Here is a 21,177-nt window from a genome sequence, read left to right as displayed (position 1 = left end):
CCGTGGACCCCGAAGCCACCGAAGCCACCGAAGCCACCGAATCCATTGAGGAATTCACCCTGCCCCGGTCCCGGCTGGCCAACGAGCGGCTGCACGCCCTGATCCCCGGCGGCACGCACACCTACGCCAAGGGCGACGACCAGTACCCCGAGAACCTGGCCCCGGTCATCAGCCACGGCCGCGGTGCCCATGTGTGGGACCTCGACGGCAACCGCTACATCGAGTACGGCTCCGGTCTGCGGTCGGTCAGCCTCGGCCACGCCCACCCCCGCGTGATCGAGGCGGTACGGCGCGAACTCGACCGCGGCAGCAACTTCGTCCGGCCCTCCGTCGTGGAGGTCGAGGCCGCGGAACGTTTCCTGGCCACCGTGCCGACCGCCGAGATGGTGAAGTTCGCGAAGAACGGCTCCGACGCCACCACCGCCGCGGTACGCCTCGCCCGAGCCGTCACCGGCCGACCGCGGGTGGCCATCTGCGGCGACCATCCGTTCTTCTCCGTCGACGACTGGTTCATCGGTACGACGCCGATGTCCGCCGGCATTCCGGCGGCGACCACCGAGCTCACGGTGTCGTTCCCCTACGGCGACCTGGCCGCCACGGAGGCGCTGCTGACCCGGTACGAGGACGAGGTCGCCTGCCTGATCCTCGAACCCGCCGGCCACACCGAGCCCCCGCCCGGATACCTCGCCGGCCTGCGCGAACTGGCCGACCGGCACGGCTGTGTACTGATCTTCGACGAGATGATCACCGGCCTGCGCTGGTCCGAGGCGGGCGCCCAGGGCCTGTACGGAGTCACCCCTGACCTCTCCACGTTCGGCAAGGCGCTCGGCAACGGGTTCGCCGTCTCCGCGCTGGCCGGGCGCCGCGACCTGATGGAGCGGGGCGGGCTGCGCCACTCCGGCGAGCGGGTGTTCCTGCTGTCCACCACGCACGGTGCGGAGACGCACTCCCTGGCCGCCGCGATGGCCGTGCTCACCACCTACGCCGAGGAGGGCATCACCGCGCGGCTGCACGCACTCGGCGAGCGGCTGGCCGCCGGTGTCCGCGAGGCCGCGGCCGGCATGGGCGTCGGCGACCACGTCGTCGTCCGGGGCCGGGCCAGCAACCTGGTCTTCGCCACCCTCGACGAGAAGGGTCAGCCGTCGCAGGCGTACCGCACGCTGTTCCTGTCCCGGCTCCTCGCGGGCGGGGTGCTCGCCCCGTCGTTCGTGGTGAGCAGCGCGCTCGACGACGCCGACATCGAGCACACCGTCGACGTGGTGGCCCAGGCATGCGCGGTGTACCGGAAGGCGCTGGACGCCGGTGACCCCACGCCGTGGCTGGGTGGGCGCCCGGTGAAGCCGGTGTTCCGCCGCACGGCGTGACGCGAGGTCAGCGGTCTCGGGACTGACCGGCGTCGGCCGTCCGGCCGGACGGCCGACGCCGGTCAGCGGCCCCGTCGACCAGCCACGCGGTCGCCGGGACCACCACCAGCGCGGTGCACCAGCCGCCGAGGACGTCGGTCGGGTAGTGCGCGCCCAGAGCGACCTGCGCCCAGCCCATGGCGGCGCCGGCGACCAGCGCCGCGGCGAGCACGAGCAACGTGCCGGCCGCCCTGCCGAGGCCGAGCCGGTCGGCCGCGAACATCGCCGCCATGAGGGCGAGCGCGGTGAGGAAGGCGGTGTGCCCGCTCGGGTAGGACAGGTTGTCGGGGCCGTGGATGGTGCGCCCCACCAGGGACTTGAGCAGCGTGGCCGTCACGACGGTGATGCCGACCCCGGCGACGAGAAGCACGGCCGCGCGAGGCCGTCGGAGCAGCAGGCAGACCGTCACGGCGGCCAGGACCAGCGCCGCCGCGCCCGTGGGCTCCCCGAGGAAGTCCACGGCCAGGGCGACGGGCCGCCACGGAGGCCGCACGCTGTCCGCCGTCGGCTCGACGAACCACCGGTCCACCGTGCCGGGTTGGCTGTGACCGGCGTACAGCACCCCGAGCGCGACCACGACGAGGGCGGCGAGGGCCGCGATCACCCCGAGCGGGACGCGCAGCGACGGGGGCAGCACATCGGGCGCCGGGCGGGTATCGGTCTCTGAGGCCACCCTTGCCACCCTAGCCAACAGGCGGTCGCGGCAAACCGCCGAGTTGACCTGCTGATCCCCGCGACAGGGACAGGCAGCGGATCTGCCCGTGCCCCCGCCCCCGGACACAGACACGGGCACGGGCACGCAGCCTGGGCCGCTGCCGTGATGTACCGGCCGAGTTCCGGCGGATCCGTCGAAGACACCGGTGATGTCACCGATGCCGTAGAGGCTGAGCGGTCCTATGGTGTGGCTGCTTCAAGCGGCACGGGCTCCCGCGGCCCGGTCGCATGTCGTCCCACCCGGTCCAACGCGCACGCAGGACCGTGCACCACCAATGCGACAGCCGAGACAACCTCGTTGCTTCCGTGACGTGACACCACATCCTCCGACTCACGTCGGGCACGGACGGACGGACGGGCGGGCCGGGGCTCGACCAGCCCCGCGCACGCCCGACCAGCCATGAGCAGGGCACGCACCACCGGAGTCACCGCTCCCGTGTCACCCACGGAACCTGGTGAAAGGACCGATCGTGCAAGCATCCCCCACACCCACCTCCAGACCCACACCCGCTCCCTCCCCGGAGAGTTCGCCGCGCCTGCGCCGACCGCGCGGCCGACTCGTCTCGCTGCTGACCACGGCCGCCGTACTCGCCGGTCTGACCACGTCCTTGACCGGTGTCGCGGACGCCGCGGACAACCCCTACGAGCGCGGCCCGGCGCCGACCATCGCCAGCATCGAGGCCGCGCGAGGCTCGTACGCCGTCTCGCAGACGACCGTGTCGCGGGCCGGTGCGACCGGCTTCGGCGGCGGCACCGTCTACTACCCGACCAGCACCAGCGACGGCACGTTCGGAGCGGTGGCCATCTCGCCAGGATTCACCGCCTCCCAGTCGTCGGTCTCGTGGCTGGGCCCCCGACTGGCCTCCCAGGGCTTCGTCGTGATCACCATCGACACCCTCAGCACCCTCGACCAGCCGGCCGCCCGCGGTGACCAACTGCTGGCGGCGCTGGACTACTTGACGCGGACCAGTACCGTCCGCACCCGGATCGACAGCACCCGGCTCGGTGTCATGGGGCACTCCATGGGCGGCGGTGGTTCGCTCGAAGCGTCCAAGGACCGGCCGTCATTGCAGGCCGCGATCCCGCTCACCCCCTGGAACACGGACAAGACCTGGCCGGAGGTCCAGACGCCCACCCTGATCGTCGGAGCGGACGGTGACACGGTCGCCCCGGTCTCCTCGCACGCCGAACCCTTCTACACCAGCCTGCCGTCCGCCCTCGACCGCGCCTACCTGGAGCTGAACAACGCCTCACACTCCGCCCCGACCTCGTCGAACACCACGGTCGCGAAGTACAGCATTTCCTGGCTGAAGCGGTTCATCGACAACGACACCCGCTACGAACAGTTCCTGTGCCCGCTGCCCGCGGCGAGCACCACCATCGAGGAGTACCGCGGCAACTGCCCGCACACCGGCTGAGCCGACCACGACCTGTCCGCCGACCCGCCCAGCGGGCCGGCGGACAGCCCGTGCCGCGCGCCCGATCCGTACTCGCCCGATCCGAGGGCTAGTTCTCCAGTCGGACCGGCATCAGGAGCGAGAATGCGCCCTCGTCATCGGGCCGACGGACCGCGAGCGGCGCGGTGGGCGCCCCCAGCTCCACGACCAGCTCGTCCCGGGCCCCGGCGGTGAGCGCGTGCAGCAGGAACTCGCGGTTGACGCCGACGTTGTCCGGATCGTCGTCACCTTCGTCGCACACGACCACGGTGCCGCCGTCCGTCACCCGGAGCACACTGAGATCGTGGGGCTCGCTGCCCGGCTCAGTGGTCTCGCTCGTACGGACAGGGCCGTTCTCCAGCGCCGCGCGGAAGGCCGCCGAATCGATGTGGGCCCGGCGACCGGCCGGGAGGTGCATGAGGCGACGGTAGTCGGGGAACTCATGGTCGAGGCTCCGGCCGGCCGTCTGCCGGTCCCCGGCCTCAAGCGTGACGCGGTCACCGTCCACCGTGAGCCGGACGGGTTCGTCGCCGGTCGACAGCGCCCGCATCGCGTCGACGAGCGGAAGAGGCACGAGCACCTGGGCCCGAGGCCCGCCGTGCCCGGTGACACGGGCTCGCGCGACAGCCATCCGATAGCGATCGGTGGCCACCACGCGAAGTTCTTCTCCTTCGATGTCGAACAGGACGCCGCCGAGCATCGGCAGCTCCGGGTCGGTGCCGGCCGCGAAACGGACCGCGTCCAGCGCCGTGGCAAAGTCGGGCGCGGCGACGGACACCCGGGTGGCAGCGGTGGCGGTGCGGAGCGAAGTCATGGGTTTCTCCCTGCGGTCGAGTAGAGCTCGGAGCGTGGAGAACTCACCGCGGGCATCGGACAACCCCAGTTCGAGGCGGCGCAGGTGAGCCTCAAGGAGACCTCGCACCAGGCCCGTGTCGGCGCCGGCCCAGCCCGCCAGGACGAGCCGGATGTCCGCCAAAGGCATGCCCGCCCGCCGCAGCCGCGCCAGCAAACGGGCCTCCTCCAACTGCCCCGGCTCGTACCAGCGATACCCACTGACGGGGTCCACCCAGGCCGGGACCAACACACCGGCACGGTCGTAGAACCGCAACGCACTCACGCCCAGCCCACCCTCCCGGGCCATCTCCCCGATACTGCGCATCTCGTTCTCCACACCCGGGACCCTGGTCCCTCGACATGGTCGAGGGTCAACCTCGGCCATGGTCCTCTCCGAATGGCGACGAAGAACAAGTCGGCTGCGAGCGGGACTTACGGTCGGCGGTCACTCAGCCTTCCTCATCGGCTCCCTTCTCGTCCGTGCGCAGCCGACGCGCTCGCTCGGCGATCCCGCTGGAGAGCTTGTCCCTGACCGAGCCGGCCCGGTCGAGGGTCTCGTTGCCGAGGCTTCTCGCGGCACCGACGCCCCTCGCTCCCGTCTCCAGTGCCTTGTCCCTCGCCTCCGCGGCCGCGTCCACCCACCGCCTCGCCTCCGACGACCGGCGACCGGACTCGATCCCGAGCCGCTCGTGGAAGTCATGCACGCCGGCCGCGACCTGGTTGCTCGACCGGACCACAGCCGGGGACCTGGTCGGATGCAGCAGCACCTTCGTGTTGGCCGTGCCGGCCACCGCGTTCATCCTGGCCACCAGACGCTCGGTGCTCCGCGAGATGTGCTCCAGCCGGTTCTCCCGGGCGGCCTTCAACCCGAGCCGATGCCCGTCCAGCTCTTCCGGAGACGTGTCCAGTACCCGGTCGAGTTCGAGTACGGCGATCGCGTCCTGCAGTTGGAAGCAGCGAGCCAGAACAGCGAGCCACTCCTGAACCGCGGACTCGGCCTTCCTGGCTGTCGTGGCGAGATCCCCTATTCTGCTCTTGCGCTCCATCTCCTCCGCGAGGGCGTCGAGTTGCCGCAACGCGTACGCCTGGGTCTCCGCGATCGTCGTCGGCGCGGTCTGCACCTTGGACCACGTGACCTCGTCGACCCTGCCCCGCTTCTCCCGGACGGTCATGGACTCTTCGAGGACGTAGCCCACTCCGATCATGCGGGCCAGCACACCGTCCTTCTGGGCGCGCAGCACGTCGTCGACCTTCGCGTCGATCGTGGCGAGGTAGTCGGTGATCTCGTCCATGGTCTGCTGCATGGCAACCTGCGACATGAGCTTCGCGGCATTGGCGAGAACAGCCGGGTTGGTCAGGAACGACCTGGGCCGCTTCACGAACTCGACGAAATTCCTGATCTGGCCCTTCTGCCCCTTCACCACACCTGTGCTCAGGCCCGTCTTCGCGTTCTCCCTCAGCCCGTACTTCTTGACGCGCTGTGCCGACTCCCGTGTCAGCTTCACCCATCGACCGGATTCGGCGGCGATGTCCGAACCGGCCTGCACGGCCGCGGCGCCGGTACCGAGGACGGACCTGAGCCGTGGTCCGAGGTCCTTCGACGCGAGTCCCTCCGAGGTGAGGAAGTGTTCGACATCGGCCGCGTTCCCGATCACCGCCAGTCCGTCACCGTCACTGATGAGCTGTATCTCGTTGTCCATCGTCGTCCGCTCCTGAAGTGGCTCGTCACAGTTGTCGGCGGCTGGGCCGCGATGCCCGGCAGGGCTTCAATCCCGCTGTGCGCGATCCAGCCCCACCCCTACGAACCAGTCCAGGACCTCGCGGATCTCGTCGCCGTGCCGGGCGAAGACGCTCAGAGAGAAGGACGGACGCAACGCCAGCTTCGCCTCGGGGAGTTCGATGCCGTCGATCTTGTTCAGGCGGTTCAGGAGCTCCCGGCGCCGCTCCGTGTCGTCGAAGGGACTGCGGGTCTTCAGATACTGGAAGACCACCTCGACCGTCCCGCTGACGGGGTAGATCCCGACGGGCCACATCAGGCGCGGCCGACGGTCGGCCCCCAGATCGAGTGTCGGGAAGCAACTCGTCTCCTCGTACCGGCCGTAGGTCACATGGCCTCCCCGGCGGCGCCAGAAGTCGAGGGCCGCCACGACCCCGGCGTACGCGTCCGGCCAGTTCTCCCGCAGCTGCCCACGGAACCGCTCGGCCTTCGCCTCGTCCTCCCCCTCGGGGAGCGGGTCGTGGGCGGTGGGCTGCGACATGTCCCTGCCCAGCAAGGTGGCCAGTTCGGCCGCTGACAGACGCTGGGAGGGCTGAGCCCGTTGCAGGGAGTCGAAGCGCACGCCCTCGCTCTGCAGCATCTCCTGCGGTGGTGGCCGGTCGACGCCCTCCGCCCAGCGGAAGGACGGGGAGATCCGGCCCTCCACGGTGAGCACGCGATAGGCGCCGATGACCGTCGGATTGGCGGCCAAATACATCCCGACGGGCACCGGGTGGCTGCCGATCAACTCGGCGACATCTCCGTACGTCGTCCAGGTGCCGGTCGGCATGGCCACCAGCGCGGCACGCAGTTCGGCCCAGCCGGGAGACTCCTCACCGGCCGTCTTGACCCCGCCGATCGGGCCGGGCCACAGCTCGACGGCACGGTCTGCCAGCCGGTCGGCACGCTCCAGGATCTCGGCCTTGCCCCAGCGCTCCGCCGAGGCGATCTCCAGATTCATCCGAAGGGCACTGGCGTCGAGGATCTGCTGCTTGCGCTCGAAGGGGTGATTGGAGAGCTTGGCGTTGTCACCGGTCAGCGTGAGGTTGCCGAGGGTGTGCACCAGCAGGTCGTGCAGTTCCTGCGGCGTCTGGTTCGACTCCGTCTCCTGGGCGAGCAGGTCGAACCACGCGGGAGCGGGACGCTGCGGCAGGACGTGCTCCACGGTGAGGGACGCCTTGGCGAAGTCCACGGGCTCGGAGGAACGGTAGCTCTCCTCCAGACGGCGCAGGACGTAGCTGCGCTGGGGTGGGCGGCCGGACCAGTAGAAGGGTTTGGCACGGACCGCCCCGCGCAGGTCCTCGTCGCTCGGCCAGCGCCGGCGCCGGCCGGACAGGAACCGTCGCACCGCCTCGGCGGCCGGCCGGTCCGTCTCCAGTTCCTTCGGCGCCTCCATGAAGATGCGGTTGAGATTGGTGGTCGGCGTCTGACAGATCAGGCGCCGTACGAGGTAGGACTCGACGTAGCCCAGCGCCTGGGCGGCGTCCTCCGGTGTCGTCCTGCCGGCGTCGAGCAGGTCCAGCAGATGCAGTGTGAGCGGGTAGTGCGTCTGACCGCCCCAGGCCGCCAGACGTTCCAGGGCCGCGCGGAGAGCGGACGACCGCTCGCGTGCCGGGTCGATGATCCGCCGGAATCGTCGGGCGCGCTCGGCGAGTTGCTCGATCTCGCGTTGCAGCGCGGCCTCGTCGCCTGCCAGCGGCTGGAGCCGTTTCTGCTGCTCGCGGTAGATCTCGCTCTGCTTGGTCTTGTAGTGGCCGCGCACGACCAGGTCGAGCCAGACGAGCAGTTCGAGGTTCTTCGGGCCGAGGCTCTGCTGCATGGGCAGCCACAGTTCCTCGTAGATCCGCTCGCCGCGCTTGGGCAGCAACATGAACACGTGGTTGCGCAACAGGTCGCTCTGGCTGAGACCGACACCCGTGTTGTTGATCGACTCGAAGATCCGGTACACGTTGTCACCCGGCTCCGCGGTGATCTCCACGATGGAGAGCAGGTCCTTGAGCACGGTCTCGACCGTGGCGGCCCACCGCTCGTCGCCCGACTCGTGGCCCTCGGCCAGCGCGCCGAGGAAGAAGCGGTAGGCAGCCCCTACGTTGTCGCTCCCGCCCGCCTCGGCCCGGGACCGGACACAGGAGATGTACGCCTCCCGGTCGGCCTGCGTGGGCAGCAGCCGGTAGTGGTCCGGACCCTCGTGGAACTCGTTGACCAAGGTCTGGCGATGAACCCGGTCCGCGCCTCGCGCGTCGCCTGTCTCCTTCAGGTGGTCGCGCAGCGCGATGAAGGCCAGCATCAGCGTGGTCAGGCGCTGTTGTCCGTCCACCACCAGCCATCTCTGCACTCCGCCGGCCTGGATCTGGCCCGGTGCGAGCACCACCGAGCCGAGGAAGTGCGGCGCCGTCGGATCGCCCGCCAGGTGCTGGTCGACGAGTTCACCGATGTCCTCCCAGAGCTGTCGCAGCTGTTCCCCGCCCCAGCTGTACGTGCGCTGGTAGAGCGGCACTTGGAACTGCTTGTCCCCTTGGACGAGCTTGAGGAAGGTGATCTCCTGGGCGCGCATGTGCGTCCTTTTCCCTAGCGGCTTCTGTCGGTCCGGATGCACAGGACCGGTCCGTCCACGTGTCAGGTGCGTGCGTCTCGGGCCACGGGTGTCAGGTCCTCGTCCACGGGCCCCCGGCCGCGGGATCGGCGTCCGCCGAATCTATGCCTTTTCAGACGCCGTTGTCCGGCGATCAGCAGTGCGTACGGCCTGCGGGCGCCGCGCACCTGCGGAAAACGGGGGACACCGCCGGACCCGGTCGCTGTGAGTCCTGAAACACCTGGGGACAGCTGCCCGGACGCGCGAAGCGTTGTACGCTCCGAGGACCGCCCTTGACCTGCGATGAGCAGGCAGGGAGCCGCTAGAACGGGAGTCTTTTCGTGTTCCGTACCATGTTCAAGTCCAAGATCCACCGAGCCACCGTCACCCAGGCCGACCTGCACTACGTCGGCTCCGTGACCATCGATGCCGACCTTCTGGACGCCGCCGACCTGCTGCCCGGTGAGCTGGTCCACATCGTCGACATCACGAACGGCGCCCGCCTGGAGACGTACGTCATCGAGGGGGAGCGCGGGTCGGGTGTCATCGGCATCAACGGCGCGGCGGCCCACCTCGTGCACCCCGGGGATCTGGTGATCCTCATCAGTTACGCGCAGGTCTCCGACGCCGAGGCCCGTGCGCTGGAGCCGAGGGTCGTCCACGTGGACGGCGACAACCGGATCGTGACACTCGGTACGGACCCGTCCGAGCCGGTGCCGGGCTCGGACCAGGAGCGCAGCCCGCAGTCCGCCTCCGCCTGACCTGCACCCCACGAGGCCTGTAAGCCCCATATGTCCCACGAGGAGAGTTCATGAGTGAGATCACGATCCGTGACGACCGGGCGCGCGGCCTCCTGGAGGCGTACTCCGGTGACGAAGTGGCGGGTCGCATCCAGTACTTCGTCCTCGAAAGCCCCGGCCGCGCCCTCGTCCCGGTCCACACCGTCGTGGAGCCCGCCCATGAGGGCAAGGGCATCGCGGGCTCCCTCGCCCGTGAGCTGTACGCGATCTCCGCCCGCGAGGGCGTGCCGGTCGCGCCGCTGTGCCCGTACGTCGTGAAGTGGGCCGAGCGGCACCCCGCGGAGGCGCCGGTCGCGGACCCCGCCTTGCTGGACGCGGCGAAGGCGTGGCTTGAGGCGCACCCCGGCCGGTTCTGAGCGACCCGCTCGCCGGGGGCGGTTCCCGTGGTGCGGGCCGGTGGTGGCCGGTCGCGCCCCGCGGCGGGAGCCGCGCGATGTCACAGGCCCGCGCCCCTGACGGGGCCACATGGGCCCCATTCGCCCCGCGCGGGAGTGAGTGGGTGCGCGGAGCACGGGTAGGCGTGGGAGAAGTCCAGAGCCGACGTTCCCTCTGGCTGGAGGACATGATGACGCAACCGTTCCCCGATCCCGTGCATCCGGACCCCGTGCCGGCACCGGGCCCGGATCGACCGCAGCCCTTCCCGGACCCGGACCCGGTACCGACCCCGAAGCCCCGTCCGGTCCCCGGCCCGCCTCCGCGCCCGGCTCCCGGCCCGGAGCCGACCCCACCCCCGGAGCCACAGCCGGGCCCACTCGGCTAGGACAGCCGTGAGAAAGGCCGGCGGCGAGGCGTTCAGCCTCGCCGCCGGCCTTTCTCACGGGCGCGGGGCCGTGACATCGTCCGGCTCCGACGCGGGGCGCGGCCGGCCCCCACGCACCCGCACCCGGACCCGCACTCGCTCCCCGCGACGCGCCCCGACGTCAGCCGGAGACCTCGGAGCGGTCCCCGCCCCACAGCGTGTGGAACGACCCCTCACGGTCGGTCCGCCGGTACGTGTGCGCACCGAAGAAGTCCCGCTGCCCCTGAGTGAGCGCCGCGGGCAACCGCTCCGCACGCAGCGCGTCGTAGTACGCCAGCGCCGCCGCGAACCCGGGCGTCGGCACCCCCTGCTGCACGGCGGAGACGAGCACCGCGCGCCAGTCGTCCTGCGCCGCCGCGATCTCCTGCGCGAACGTGTCGTCGGAGAGCAGGCTCGGCAGCTCCGCCTGCGCGTCGTAGGCCTCCCGGATCCGGTCCAGGAACGCCGCCCGGATGATGCAGCCCCCGCGCCAGATCGAGGCGACCGCGCCCAGGTCGATGTTCCAGTCGTACTCCGCGCTGCCCGCCGCGACCTCGTGGAAGCCCTGCGTGTAGGACACGATCTTCGACGCGTACAGCGCCTGCTCCACCTGGTCGGCGAAGGCCGCCGCCTCGGACTCGCTCAGCGCCGTCGCCGAAGGCCCGGCGAGCCCGCGCGAGGCCTCGCGCAGCGCGCTGTGGCCCGACAGCGACCGGGCGAAGACCGCCTCGGCGATGCCCGACACCGGCACGCCCAGGTCCAGCGCGATCTGCACGGTCCAGCGGCCCGTGCCCTTCTGCTCGGCCTGGTCCTGGACCACGTCCACGAAGGGCTTGCCCGTCGCCGCGTCCACGTGCGACAGGACCTCGGCGGTGATCTCGATCAGGTACGAGTCGAGCCGGCCGGTGTTCCAGCTGCGGAAGATGTCGGCGATCTGCGCGGGTGAGTAACCGGCCACGTCACGCAGCAGCTGGTAGGCCTCGCCGATCAGCTGCATGTCGGCGTACTCGATGCCGTTGTGCACCATCTTCACGAAGTGCCCGGCGCCGTCGGGGCCGACGTGCGTCACACACGGCGCGCCGTCCTCGGCCTTCGCGGAGATCTTCTCCAGCATCGGGCCGAGCGACTCGTACGACTCGACCGGACCGCCGGGCATGATGCTCGGGCCGTTGAGCGCGCCCTCCTCGCCGCCGGAGATGCCCGCGCCGACGAAGTGGATGCCCTGCTCGCGCAGCTCGCGCTCCCGGCGCCGGGTGTCCGCGAAGTGCGCGTTGCCCCCGTCGATGATCATGTCGCCGGGCTCCAGGAGCGGGGCGAACTCCTGGATCACCGCGTCGGTCGGCTCACCGGCCTTCACCATGATCACCAGTCGGCGGGGCCGCTCAAGCGCGGCCACGAACTCCTTGGCCGTCTCCGTCGCGATGAAGTCGCCCTCACTGCCGAACTCCTCCACCAGCGCGTGCGTGCGCGCCGCCGTCCGGTTGTGCAGGGCGACGGCGTATCCGTTCCGCGCGAAGTTACGGGCGAGATTGCGCCCCATCACCGCGAGTCCCGTGACGCCGATCTGCGCTGAGTTGCTCATACGGTTTGGCTCCTAAGATCCTGAATCAGTGGTGCCGGTCCTGCCCGCCAGTATTGCCCCACAGACCATCCTGACGTGCCGGTTCTCCGGCCGCACATCCTGCCTTGCCGATGATGTGTACGCAGAAGACGCGTCCCTGCCTCAGTGCTCGGGCGACATTCACCTTCACACCTGCCACCGGCATACACACCAACCGACGGCAACGAAGGTGCATTCCTGGTCACTTGGCGGGATAGGGCGGCTGATTGCCCTCTTGTCATGGCCTGTTAGCAGCGTTTACTTTTGCCGCTCCTGACGCTTGTTTAGGGGGCACCTTCATGGCCGTACGCGGCCGGCACCGCCGGTATCAGCCCAACAGGATCAATCGAGCGTCACTCACGGTCACGGTCGGCGGCGCCGGAATGGCGATACCGCTGATCGGTACCGGCGTCGCGAACGCGGCCGACGTGGACACCTGGAACAAGGTCGCCGCCTGTGAGTCCACCAACAACTGGAGCATCAACACGGGCAACGGCTACTACGGCGGGCTCCAGTTCAGCCAGTCCACCTGGGAGGCCTACGGCGGCAGGTCCTACGCGGCCCGCGCCGACCTTGCGAGCAAGGACCAGCAGATAGCCGTCGCCGAGAAGGTCCTGAAGAGCCAGGGGCCGGGCGCCTGGCCCACCTGCTCGCAGCGGGCCGGGCTCACCCGCGGCGGCGACAGCCCCGACATCAGCCCCTCGGGCACCTCCACGCAGACCACCGAACGCAAGGTCGACGTACAGCCGCAGACCACGCCCCAGTCCCGGGCCGGCACCGCCGAGATGTACACGGTCGTGCACGGCGACACGCTCTCCGGCATCGCGGGCGCCCGTGAGGTACGGGGCGGCTGGCAGCGGTTGTACGAGGCCAACCGACAGACCGTCGGCGCCGACCCGGATCTGATCGTGCCCGGCCAGCGGCTGAGTCTGTCCACGAAGGCGCCGGGCAGGAGCGGCACGGCCACGTCGTCCTCCGGCAAGGCGGACACGAAGGACAAGAAGGTCGAGAAGGAGAAGAGGGAGGACAAGGCCGAGAAGAAGACGGAGAAGAAGACCCACTCGGCCACGCACACCCTCACCTCCCCGGTGAGCGCCGGCACCGGAACGCCGTACCACGCCGCGGGTTCCTCCTGGTCGAAGGGCTACCACACGGGCGTCGACTTCCCGGTGCCGACCGGCACGTCCGTCAAGTCGGTCGGCGCGGGCAGCGTGGTGACCGCCGGATGGGGCGGATCCTTCGGCTACCAGGTGGTCATCCGGCACAACGACGGCCGCTACACCCAGTACGCCCACCTGTCCGCGATCTCCGTGAAGGCGGGGCAGAGCGTGGGGGTCGGCCAGCGCATCGGCCGGTCCGGTTCCACGGGCAACAGCACGGGCCCGCATCTGCACTTCGAGGTGCGGACGGGGCCCGGTTTCGGCAGCGACGTCGATCCCGTCGCCTACCTGCGCGCCGGCGGCGTCAGGATCTGACGCAGGAGCGCAGCACCATCGGGGCGGGCAGCAGGGGCAGGCACGGAATGCCGTAGTACGCGCCTTCGGGCCACGTCATCCCGTCCGACCCCGAACCCGAGCCGTCCGGCACGTCGCCGGGCGGCGGGGGCCCGTTCGATCCGGGCGGCGACACAAGAGCCCCCTCCCGCCCGTCGGCAAGCATCCCGGCCGACGCGAACGACTCCTCCCGGCCTGCGGGCACCCCGGCCGACGTGCGCGGCTGCTCACGGCCCCCGGTCGCGCCGGCCGACGTGCGCGCCTGCTCACGGCCTCCGGGTACTCCGGCGGACGCGCGCGCTTTCTCACGTACGCCGTGCGGCGGGCGCGTGGCCGTCGGCGCGAGCGTCTCGCCCCGCGCCGCGGTCGCCGTGAACGTTTCTTCTCGGACGCCGGCCGGCGTGTACGCCTTGTCCCGCACCCCCGAGGGAATCCGTCGCTCGGGGGAGACGGAGGCGGGGGTGGAGGCGTCGGCGGTGGAAGCGACGACCGCGGGCTGTCCGGGGAGCGAGGCGGCCTGCCCGAAGAGGCTCGGCTCCGCCTCCAGGGACGCGTCGATGGAGGCCGCGTCCGCGGCCATGGGCGCCGCCCCGGCAGCCGACGGAACCGGCCGCGTGCGCTCCGAGCCGCTGATCCGCTCCGTCGTGAGCAGGATCAGACCGCCCGCCGCGACGACTCCGCAGCCGAGGGCGAGCATCGTGCCCGTCTCGCCGTAGCGGAACGTCTCGCCGAACATCGTGATACCCACCGCCGCGGCCACGATCGGGTTCACGACGGTCAGCGTGGCCAGCGGGGCCGCGAGGCCGGCGCCCCGGTAGGAGGCCTGCGACAGCAGCATTCCGGCGGTCGCCAGAACGCCGATCACGGCGAGGCTCGGCAGGTCGGCGAGCGCGACGCCACCCGTCCAGTCCACCGCGACGGTCTTCGTGAACACCGACGACATACCGAAGGCGACACCCGCCGCGATCGCCAGCAGCACACTGCGCACGGCCGGGTGCCGGTGCGCCGCGCGGGCCGCCGTCATCAGGGCCACCACCGCACCGCCGGTGACCAGGGCCACCACGACGCGCTGGGCGCTGCTCAGGGACTGCGAGTCGGCGGTGCCGACCAGTGCCAGGATTCCGGCCAGACCGACCGTCGCCATGATCGCGCCCCGCCAGGCGGTCGCCCCGGCCCTGCGGCGGACGAAGACGGCGGCCATGGGCAGCGCGAACACGATGGTCAGCGCGCCCAGCGGCTGGACCAGGCTGAGCGGCCCGTAGGCCAGCGCCACGACGTGCAGCAGCCCGCCGAGGGCGTTGAGACCCACCGCGGCCCACCAGGCGAGCTGGCGCATGGGGGCGTACGTACGGTCGGGCGTGGTCGCCGCGACGCGTTCCTGCACGATGGCCCCGCCGGCGTAGGCGACGGCGGAGACGAGGGAGAGCACCACAGAAAGCACTAGTGCGCTCATGTGTCTCTCCTCTGCGTGTGGCGGACGCGCTCCGGCGGGTGGAGAGTCCGGTGCGGCGAACGGTCGGCTTCCATGGTTATGACGATCCCTTGTGAAAGGTCCCGTGTCGTCGTACCTGAGCAGTCATTGGGTCCTACTGCCGATGGAGTACAACTTGGACCTAGTCCTCCCCAGGTCGGGTGACACGAAGTACAACCCTCCCGATGGCGCCGTTATGCCCCCTTGGTGTACTTGGTGTTCGTGAATCTCGATCCGGGTCTCGATCGGCTCGCCTCCCTCGAAGGTTTCTTCGCCCTGCGCACAGGACGGCCGCCCCTGCGCACGGGCCGGCCACCGCTGCCGACGCTCGCCGAGACCTACGCGACACCGGGTGTCACGGCCGAGCCCGATGAAGCCGAGTCCGATCACATCGACCCCGATCACGTCGATCCCGGTCATATCGACCCCGATGACATCGACCCCGATGACATCGAGTTCGATCCGCTGACTTTCCGTGTCGACAAGGTCGTACGGCTGCTGGCCGCGCCCGAGGAGCGCGTCGGGGCCTCCGTGGCGCAGCAGGGGCTGGCCGCACGGCTGTGGTCCGTCGCCCTCGGCGCGGCCGTGCTCTACGGGCAGGTGCCGGATCTCGACCCGCGCCTTCTGCGCTGGGACGCCGACGGCAGCGCCCCCGACGACCTGTGGCTGTCGCGGGTGCGCGCGCTGCCCGGCGACGCGGCGACGATCCGGCGGCTCGTGCAGCACGGCCACCTGGAACCCCTCTCGGCGGCCCTGCGGGCCAGGCACCCGGTGGCGGCGGGGCTGCTGTGGGGCAACGCGGCCTCGGCGCTCGCGAGCGCCGCGCGCCTGCTCGACGGCTGGGCCGCCGCCCACGGCCGCGCCGACCTGGGCGGGCGCGCCCGCGCGCTCGCCGCCGAACTCCTCGACCACCCCGACCTCCGGGACACCGGAACCCTGGACGGAACGGACTTCCGGCGCCGCAGCTGCTGCCTCTACTACCGGGTCCCCGGCGGCGGCGTGTGCGGCGACTGCTGCTTCACGCGCGCGCCGCGGTCCTGACCCCGTGGTCTTGGCGTCGCGCTCTTCCCCAACTGCCGCATCTGGGTGACCATGTGGGAACCAACCACAGAGACAGGAGGTTCCGGGTGCGAGTGGGACTGCTGACCCGCGAATATCCGCCGGACGTGTACGGCGGAGCGGGAGTCCATGTCGAGTTCCTCGCCCGGGAGCTGCGGCCCCTCACGGACCTGGACGTGCACTGCTGGGGCGAGGGCGCCGGCGGCGGGGTGGTGCGGCACCGGCCCTGGCCCGCGCTCGACGGCGCCAACGACGCGCTGCGCACCTTCTCCGTGGACCTCTCCATGGCCGCCGCGCTGGGCGACCGCGACCTCGTCCACTCGCACACCTGGTACGCCAATCTCGCGGGCCACTTCGCGAAACTGCAGCACGGCATCCCGCACGTGATGACCGCGCACTCCCTGGAGCCGCTGCGCCCCTGGAAGGCCGAGCAGCTGGGCGGCGGCTACGCCCTCTCCAGCTGGGCCGAGCGCACCGCGATCGAGTCCGCCGACGGAGTGATCGCCGTCTCCGGGGCCATGCGCGAGGACATCCTCGGCTGCTATCCGTCCCTGGACCCGGCCAAGGTGCACGTCGTGCACAACGGCATCGACACCACTCTTTACCGGCCGGACCACGGCACGGACGTCCTGGAGCGGCTCGGCCTCGACACCTCACGGCCGTACGTGCTGTTCGTGGGCCGCATCACCCGGCAGAAGGGCGTGCCCCAGCTGCTGCGCGCGGTGCGCGACATCGACCCGGCCGCACAGGTCGTGCTCTGCGCCGGCGCGCCGGACACCCCCGAGATCGACCAGGAGTTCCGGGTCCTCTTCGAGGAATTGAGCCGGGTCCGCGAGGGAGTGCACTGGATCCCGCAGATGCTGCCCCGCCCCGAAGTGATCCAACTCCTCACCCACGCGGCCGTGTTCGTCTGCCCCTCGGTCTACGAGCCGCTCGGCATCGTCAACCTGGAGGCGATGGCCTGCGGAACCCCGGTGGTCGCGTCCCGAGTAGGCGGAATTCCCGAGGTCGTTGAGGACGGCGTAAGCGGGGTACTGGTGTCCGTGGACGAGGACTTCGAGACGGGACTCGCGCAGGCGCTGGACTCGGTCCTCTCGGATGCGGAGGCCGCCCGGCGGATGGGCGAGGCCGGACGGGTGCGGGCGGTGGGGGAGTTCGGCTGGGACGCCGTCGCCGGGCGCACGGTCCGGCTCTACGAGGAGATCCTCAAACAGGCGTAGTCCGGCCTGCTCCAGGGCAGGCATGGATCAACCAGGGTTAGGGGAGCGGCCATGCGTCGTGGTGGACCTTCGGTGCTCGGGATCGTGCTGGCGGGCGGGGAAGGCAAACGCCTGATGCCCCTCACCGCGGACCGCGCCAAACCAGCGGTCACGTTCGGAGGCACGTACCGCCTCGTCGACTTCGTACTGTCCAACCTCGTCAATGCCGACATTCTGCGCATCTGTGTCCTGACGCAGTACAAGTCGCACTCGCTCGACCGGCACGTCACCACGACCTGGCGGATGTCCAGCCTGCTGGGCAACTACGTGACGCCCGTCCCGGCGCAGCAGCGCCTCGGCCCGCGCTGGTACCTGGGCAGCGCGGACGCGATCCTGCAGTCGCTGAACCTGGTGTACGACGAACAGCCCGAGTACGTCGCGGTGTTCGGCGCCGACCACGTCTACCGCATGGACCCGCGCCAGATGCTCACGCAGCACATCGACAGCGGAGCGGGCGTGACCGTGGCCGGTATCCGCGTGCCGCGGGCCGAGTCGTCGTCCTTCGGCGTGATCACGCCGGGCACGGACGGGCAGACGGTGGAGCGTTTCCTGGAGAAGCCCGCGGACCCGCCCGGCCTGCACGACGACCCCGACTGCGTCTTCGCGTCCATGGGCAACTACATCTTCACCACCAAGGCCCTGATAGAGGCGCTGCAGCGGGACGCCGAGGAGGCGAACTCCGTGCACGACATGGGCGGCTCGATACTCCCGCAGCTCACCGACCGCGGCGAGGCCCGGCTCTACGACTTCAGCGACAACCACGTGCCCGGCGAGACCACCCGCGACCAGGGCTACTGGCGCGACGTGGGCACCCTCGACGCGTACTACGACGCCCACATGGACCTGATCGCCGAGCGGCCCGCCTTCAACCTCTTCAACCGCAGCTGGCCCATCTACACCAGCTCCGGCCAGCTGTCGCCGGCCCGGTTCAACGCGGGCGGCATCGCGAGCGAGTCGATCATCAGCGCGGGCTGCCTCATCCGGGGCCAGGTCACGCGCTCGGTGCTCTCCCCGGGCGTCGTCGTCGACCCGGGAGCCGTCGTCCAGGGGTCGATCCTCCACGACAACGTGCACATCGGGCGCGGCGCGGTCGTGCGAGGCGCGGTCCTCGACAAGAACGTGCAGGTACCCCCGGGCGCGACCATAGGCGTCAATCCGGACCGGGACAAAGAGCTCTACACGGTCTCCGGAGGCGGCGTGATAGCCCTCGGGAAGGGCCAGCAGGTGCCCTGAGAGCCAGGGGGGAGGGGCGCGCGTTGGGCTGCCGGGGTGGCAGCGGCGCGGCCCGCCCACGGAGGTCCGGTGTGCCGGGCGAACCGAGCGGTCTCATGACGTACGAGACCGCCAGGTGACCCGCCCGACACGATGGAGGACATCCGCATGAGACGGACCGGACGCCCGTGCCCGCGCAAACGCCGGGGCCTGGGCCCGGGCCCGTTTTCCAGGACGGCGGCGGTGGTCGTCGCCGCGCTGCTCGGGCTGGGCGGCGCGCTCGCGGCCCCCGCCGTCCCGGCAGCCGGGTCCGGTGGGAAGCCGCACACCGATCGGCTCACCGATCTGGTCAACCCGTTCATCGGCACGGAGAGCGAGGGCAACACCTTCCCGGGCGCCGCCGTGCCCTTCGGCATGGTGCAGCTCTCTCCGGACACCGGACACAACACCGGCTACGACCACTCCGACACCCGTATCCGCGGCTTCTCGCTCGTGCACCTCTCCGGAGTCGGCTGCCGCCTGGGCGGCGACCTGCCGGTCCTGCCGACAACCGGCGAGGTCACCCTGACCGACCACACGAAGTACGCCGCCCGCTTCGACCACGCCACCGAGCGGGCGAGCCCCGGCTACTACAAGGTCGGCCTGACGAGCGGCACCGGCGGTGAGGTGAGCGGGAACCACATCGACGCCGAGCTGACCGCGACCGGCCGCACCGGCGTGCAGCGCTACACCTTCCCGGCCACCGACAAGGCGAACGTCCTGCTGAACGCGGGCCAGGCGCTGCACCGAACCGTCTCCACGACCGTGGAGATCCTGGACGACCGCACCGTGCGCACCGCGATCACCGGCAGCGGTTTCTGCCAGGCCGCCACCCGCCCCTACACGGTCTACACGCTTACCCGTTTCGACCGGCCGTTCACGACGTCCGGCACCTGGCGGGGCGACTCGGTCACCGAAGGCTCCACGCGGTCGAGCGGCACCGGGAGGGGCGGTGCCTACGTCCGCTTCGACACCACCGAGGACCGTACGGTCGAGGCGACCACCGCCCTGTCGTACGTCGACGCGCGCGGCGCCGCCGTCAACCTCCGCTCCGAGGGCGGCCGTTCCTTCGACGGCGTCCGGGACGAAGCCCGGCGGACCTGGGAGGCGCGGCTCGACGGCGTACGGGTGCGGGGCGGGAGCGACACCCTGCGCCGCACCTTCTACTCGTCGCTCTACCGGTCCTTCCTCGCCCCCAACCTCGGCGACGACGCCGACGGCCGCTACCGGGGCTGGGACCTGAAGGTCCACCGCGCGAAGGGCTTCACCTACTACCAGAACTGGTCCCTGTGGGACACGTACCGCACGCAGGCGCAGCTCCTCGCCCTGCTCGCGCCGCGCGAGTCGCGTGACATGGCGCTGTCCGTGCTCACCGTCGGGGAGGAAGGCGGCTGGCTGCCCAAGTGGGGCTACGGGACGGTCGAGACGAACATCATGACCGGCGACCCCGTCACCCCGTTCCTCACCAACGCCTACCAGCAGGGACTGCTGAAGGGGCACGAGGGGCGGGCCTACCGGGCGCTCCGGAGGAACGCCGACGACGTGCCGCCCGCCGACTCTCCCGCGGTGGGACGGGACGCCAACAAGGAGTACGTCGCGGGCGGGTTCGTGCCCACGGTCAAGGAGCGTCCGCACGCCAAGGACGGACACTCGGACTTCCACCACGGAGCGTCGGCGACACTGGAGTACGCCCTGTCCGACGCGATGCTCGCCGAGATGGCGCGGGACCTCGGACACGAGGCGGACGCCGTGCGCTACGCGGCCCGCGCCCAGAACTACCGCCGGATCCTCGACCCCTCGACCGGGTTCTTCCGGGCGCGGGACGCCTCGGGAGCCTTCACGGGCGACGCCGACCCGGCCAGGAGCTCGGGATTCCACGAGGGTACGTCCTGGCAGTACCAGTGGCTCGTCCCGCAGGACCTGCCCGGACTGATCGGCCTCCTCGGCGGCAGGCGCGCGGTGAACGACCGGCTCGACACCTTCTTCGCCTACGAGCGGCTCATGAAGGACCCGGAGCGGACCGCCCGCGAGGTGTGGGTCAACGGGCCGTACGCCTACTACAACGCCGCCCACTACAACCCGCAGAACGAACCCGACCTGATCGCCCCGTACACCTATCTCTCGACCGGTCAGCCGTGGAAGACCACCGATGTGGTGCATGCAGCGCTGACGCTCTTCACCGACACGCCCACGGGCATGACCGGCAACGACGACCTGGGGACCATGTCCGCCTGGCACGTCCTGTCGTCGATCGGGCTCTTCCCGGTCCAGCCCGGGTTCGACACCTGGGGTCTGTCGACACCGGTCTTCGAGCGGATTGACCTGGTGCTCGACCGCGGCTACTACCCGCGCGGCGCGCTGACCGTGACGGCTCCGGGCACCGGCCGTACCTCGGCCACCGGCCCTCCGTCGGACACCGCCCGTCCGTCGGACACCGGCCGTTACATCCGGTCGGTGCGTGCCGACGGAGTCGCCCATGACCGTACGTACCTGACGACCGGGGCGCTGCGAGGCATCCGGGAGCTCGCCTTCACGGTGGGCGGGAATCCCTCCGGCTGGGGTACGGCCGTGGACGCTGCGCCGCCGAAGCTGGGGTGACGGGGCCCGGGGTGACACGGCCCGCGACACCGTCCGCCGAAGGTGATGTCGGCCACTCCGGGACGCCTCACGGGTCACATGGGTCCCGCTCCTTTCACCGGGAGCGGTGGGAGCGGGACTTAATCTGCTGTTAACTGAGCGTAGCTTGATCGT

At 70.8% G+C, this 21,177-nt stretch carries 15 protein-coding genes; 9 read left to right on the top strand and 6 right to left on the bottom strand.

What is annotated here, in order from left to right:
• The first annotated feature begins 2 nt into the window (after positions 1-2).
• Complete coding sequence (locus OHS59_RS07345) at positions 3-1,364, top strand: glutamate-1-semialdehyde 2,1-aminomutase (protein ID WP_328492579.1); 1,362 nt, start codon at positions 3-5, stop codon at positions 1,362-1,364.
• Between the two features lie 7 nt (positions 1,365-1,371).
• On the opposite strand, the gene OHS59_RS07340 is transcribed toward OHS59_RS07345, so the two are convergent.
• Positions 1,372-2,076 (bottom strand): phosphatase PAP2 family protein, encoded by a 705-nt coding sequence (locus tag OHS59_RS07340; protein WP_328492578.1) that lies wholly within the window; start codon positions 2,074-2,076, stop codon positions 1,372-1,374.
• A gap of 511 nt (positions 2,077-2,587) precedes the next feature.
• Between OHS59_RS07340 and bdeA the strand changes: the two genes are divergently transcribed.
• On the top strand, positions 2,588-3,535 hold the full coding sequence (gene bdeA / locus OHS59_RS07335; protein WP_443061391.1) for a bis(hydroxyethyl) terephthalate hydrolase: 948 nt from the start codon (positions 2,588-2,590) through the stop codon (positions 3,533-3,535).
• Positions 3,536-3,623: 88 nt separating this feature from the next.
• Here the strand turns inward: bdeA and OHS59_RS07330 are convergent, their stop codons facing one another.
• From OHS59_RS07330 to OHS59_RS07320, 3 genes are all read right to left on the bottom strand, one after another.
• On the bottom strand, positions 3,624-4,712 hold the full coding sequence (locus tag OHS59_RS07330) for a DNA polymerase III subunit beta family protein (protein WP_328492577.1): 1,089 nt from the start codon (positions 4,710-4,712) through the stop codon (positions 3,624-3,626).
• A gap of 124 nt (positions 4,713-4,836) precedes the next feature.
• On the bottom strand, positions 4,837-6,087 hold the full coding sequence (locus tag OHS59_RS07325) for a hypothetical protein (RefSeq protein WP_328492576.1): 1,251 nt from the start codon (positions 6,085-6,087) through the stop codon (positions 4,837-4,839).
• Between the two features lie 66 nt (positions 6,088-6,153).
• A complete protein-coding gene (locus OHS59_RS07320; RefSeq protein ID WP_328492575.1) occupies positions 6,154-8,697 on the bottom strand; it encodes a GmrSD restriction endonuclease domain-containing protein in 2,544 nt (847 codons plus the stop codon).
• Between the two features lie 359 nt (positions 8,698-9,056).
• Between OHS59_RS07320 and panD the strand changes: the two genes are divergently transcribed.
• On the top strand, positions 9,057-9,476 hold the full coding sequence (gene panD, locus OHS59_RS07315) for an aspartate 1-decarboxylase (protein WP_328492574.1): 420 nt from the start codon (positions 9,057-9,059) through the stop codon (positions 9,474-9,476).
• Between the two features lie 50 nt (positions 9,477-9,526).
• Positions 9,527-9,871, top strand: coding sequence for a GNAT family N-acetyltransferase (locus tag OHS59_RS07310; RefSeq protein ID WP_328492573.1), 345 nt, complete (start codon positions 9,527-9,529; stop codon positions 9,869-9,871).
• A 564-nt stretch (positions 9,872-10,435) separates the two neighbouring features.
• Here OHS59_RS07310 and gndA read toward each other — a convergent pair.
• The gene (gene gndA, locus OHS59_RS07305; RefSeq protein WP_328492572.1) at positions 10,436-11,875 is read right to left on the bottom strand and encodes an NADP-dependent phosphogluconate dehydrogenase; all 1,440 of its coding nucleotides are present in this window, start codon (positions 11,873-11,875) and stop codon (positions 10,436-10,438) included.
• A 317-nt stretch (positions 11,876-12,192) separates the two neighbouring features.
• Between gndA and OHS59_RS07300 the strand changes: the two genes are divergently transcribed.
• Entirely contained in the window at positions 12,193-13,368 is a 1,176-nt protein-coding gene (locus OHS59_RS07300; protein ID WP_328492571.1) for a transglycosylase family protein, read from the top strand.
• Here OHS59_RS07300 and OHS59_RS07295 read toward each other — a convergent pair.
• Positions 13,358-14,839 carry a DMT family transporter gene (locus OHS59_RS07295; RefSeq protein ID WP_328492570.1) on the bottom strand — a complete coding sequence of 494 codons (1,482 nt, stop codon included), beginning with the start codon at positions 14,837-14,839 and terminating at the stop codon, positions 13,358-13,360. The genes OHS59_RS07300 and OHS59_RS07295 overlap by 11 nt on opposite strands.
• A gap of 240 nt (positions 14,840-15,079) precedes the next feature.
• Here OHS59_RS07295 and OHS59_RS07290 point away from each other — a divergent pair, with 240 nt between their 5' ends.
• From OHS59_RS07290 to OHS59_RS07275, 4 genes are all read left to right on the top strand, one after another.
• Positions 15,080-15,898 (top strand): (2Fe-2S)-binding protein, encoded by an 819-nt coding sequence (locus tag OHS59_RS07290; protein WP_328492569.1) that lies wholly within the window; start codon positions 15,080-15,082, stop codon positions 15,896-15,898.
• An 86-nt stretch (positions 15,899-15,984) separates the two neighbouring features.
• Entirely contained in the window at positions 15,985-17,136 is a 1,152-nt protein-coding gene (glgA, locus tag OHS59_RS07285) for a glycogen synthase (protein ID WP_328492568.1), read from the top strand.
• Positions 17,137-17,187: 51 nt separating this feature from the next.
• Complete coding sequence (gene glgC / locus OHS59_RS07280; RefSeq protein WP_328492567.1) at positions 17,188-18,408, top strand: glucose-1-phosphate adenylyltransferase; 1,221 nt, start codon at positions 17,188-17,190, stop codon at positions 18,406-18,408.
• Between the two features lie 147 nt (positions 18,409-18,555).
• A complete protein-coding gene (locus OHS59_RS07275; RefSeq protein ID WP_328492566.1) occupies positions 18,556-21,024 on the top strand; it encodes a GH92 family glycosyl hydrolase in 2,469 nt (822 codons plus the stop codon).
• Positions 21,025-21,177: the final 153 nt, after the last annotated feature.

This window comes from Streptomyces sp. NBC_00414, assembly GCF_036038375.1.
Taxonomy (GTDB): Bacteria; Actinomycetota; Actinomycetes; order Streptomycetales; family Streptomycetaceae; genus Streptomyces.
The sequence above is the reverse complement of the archived record's forward strand: the minus strand, read 5'-3'. Positions and strand labels throughout refer to the sequence as shown.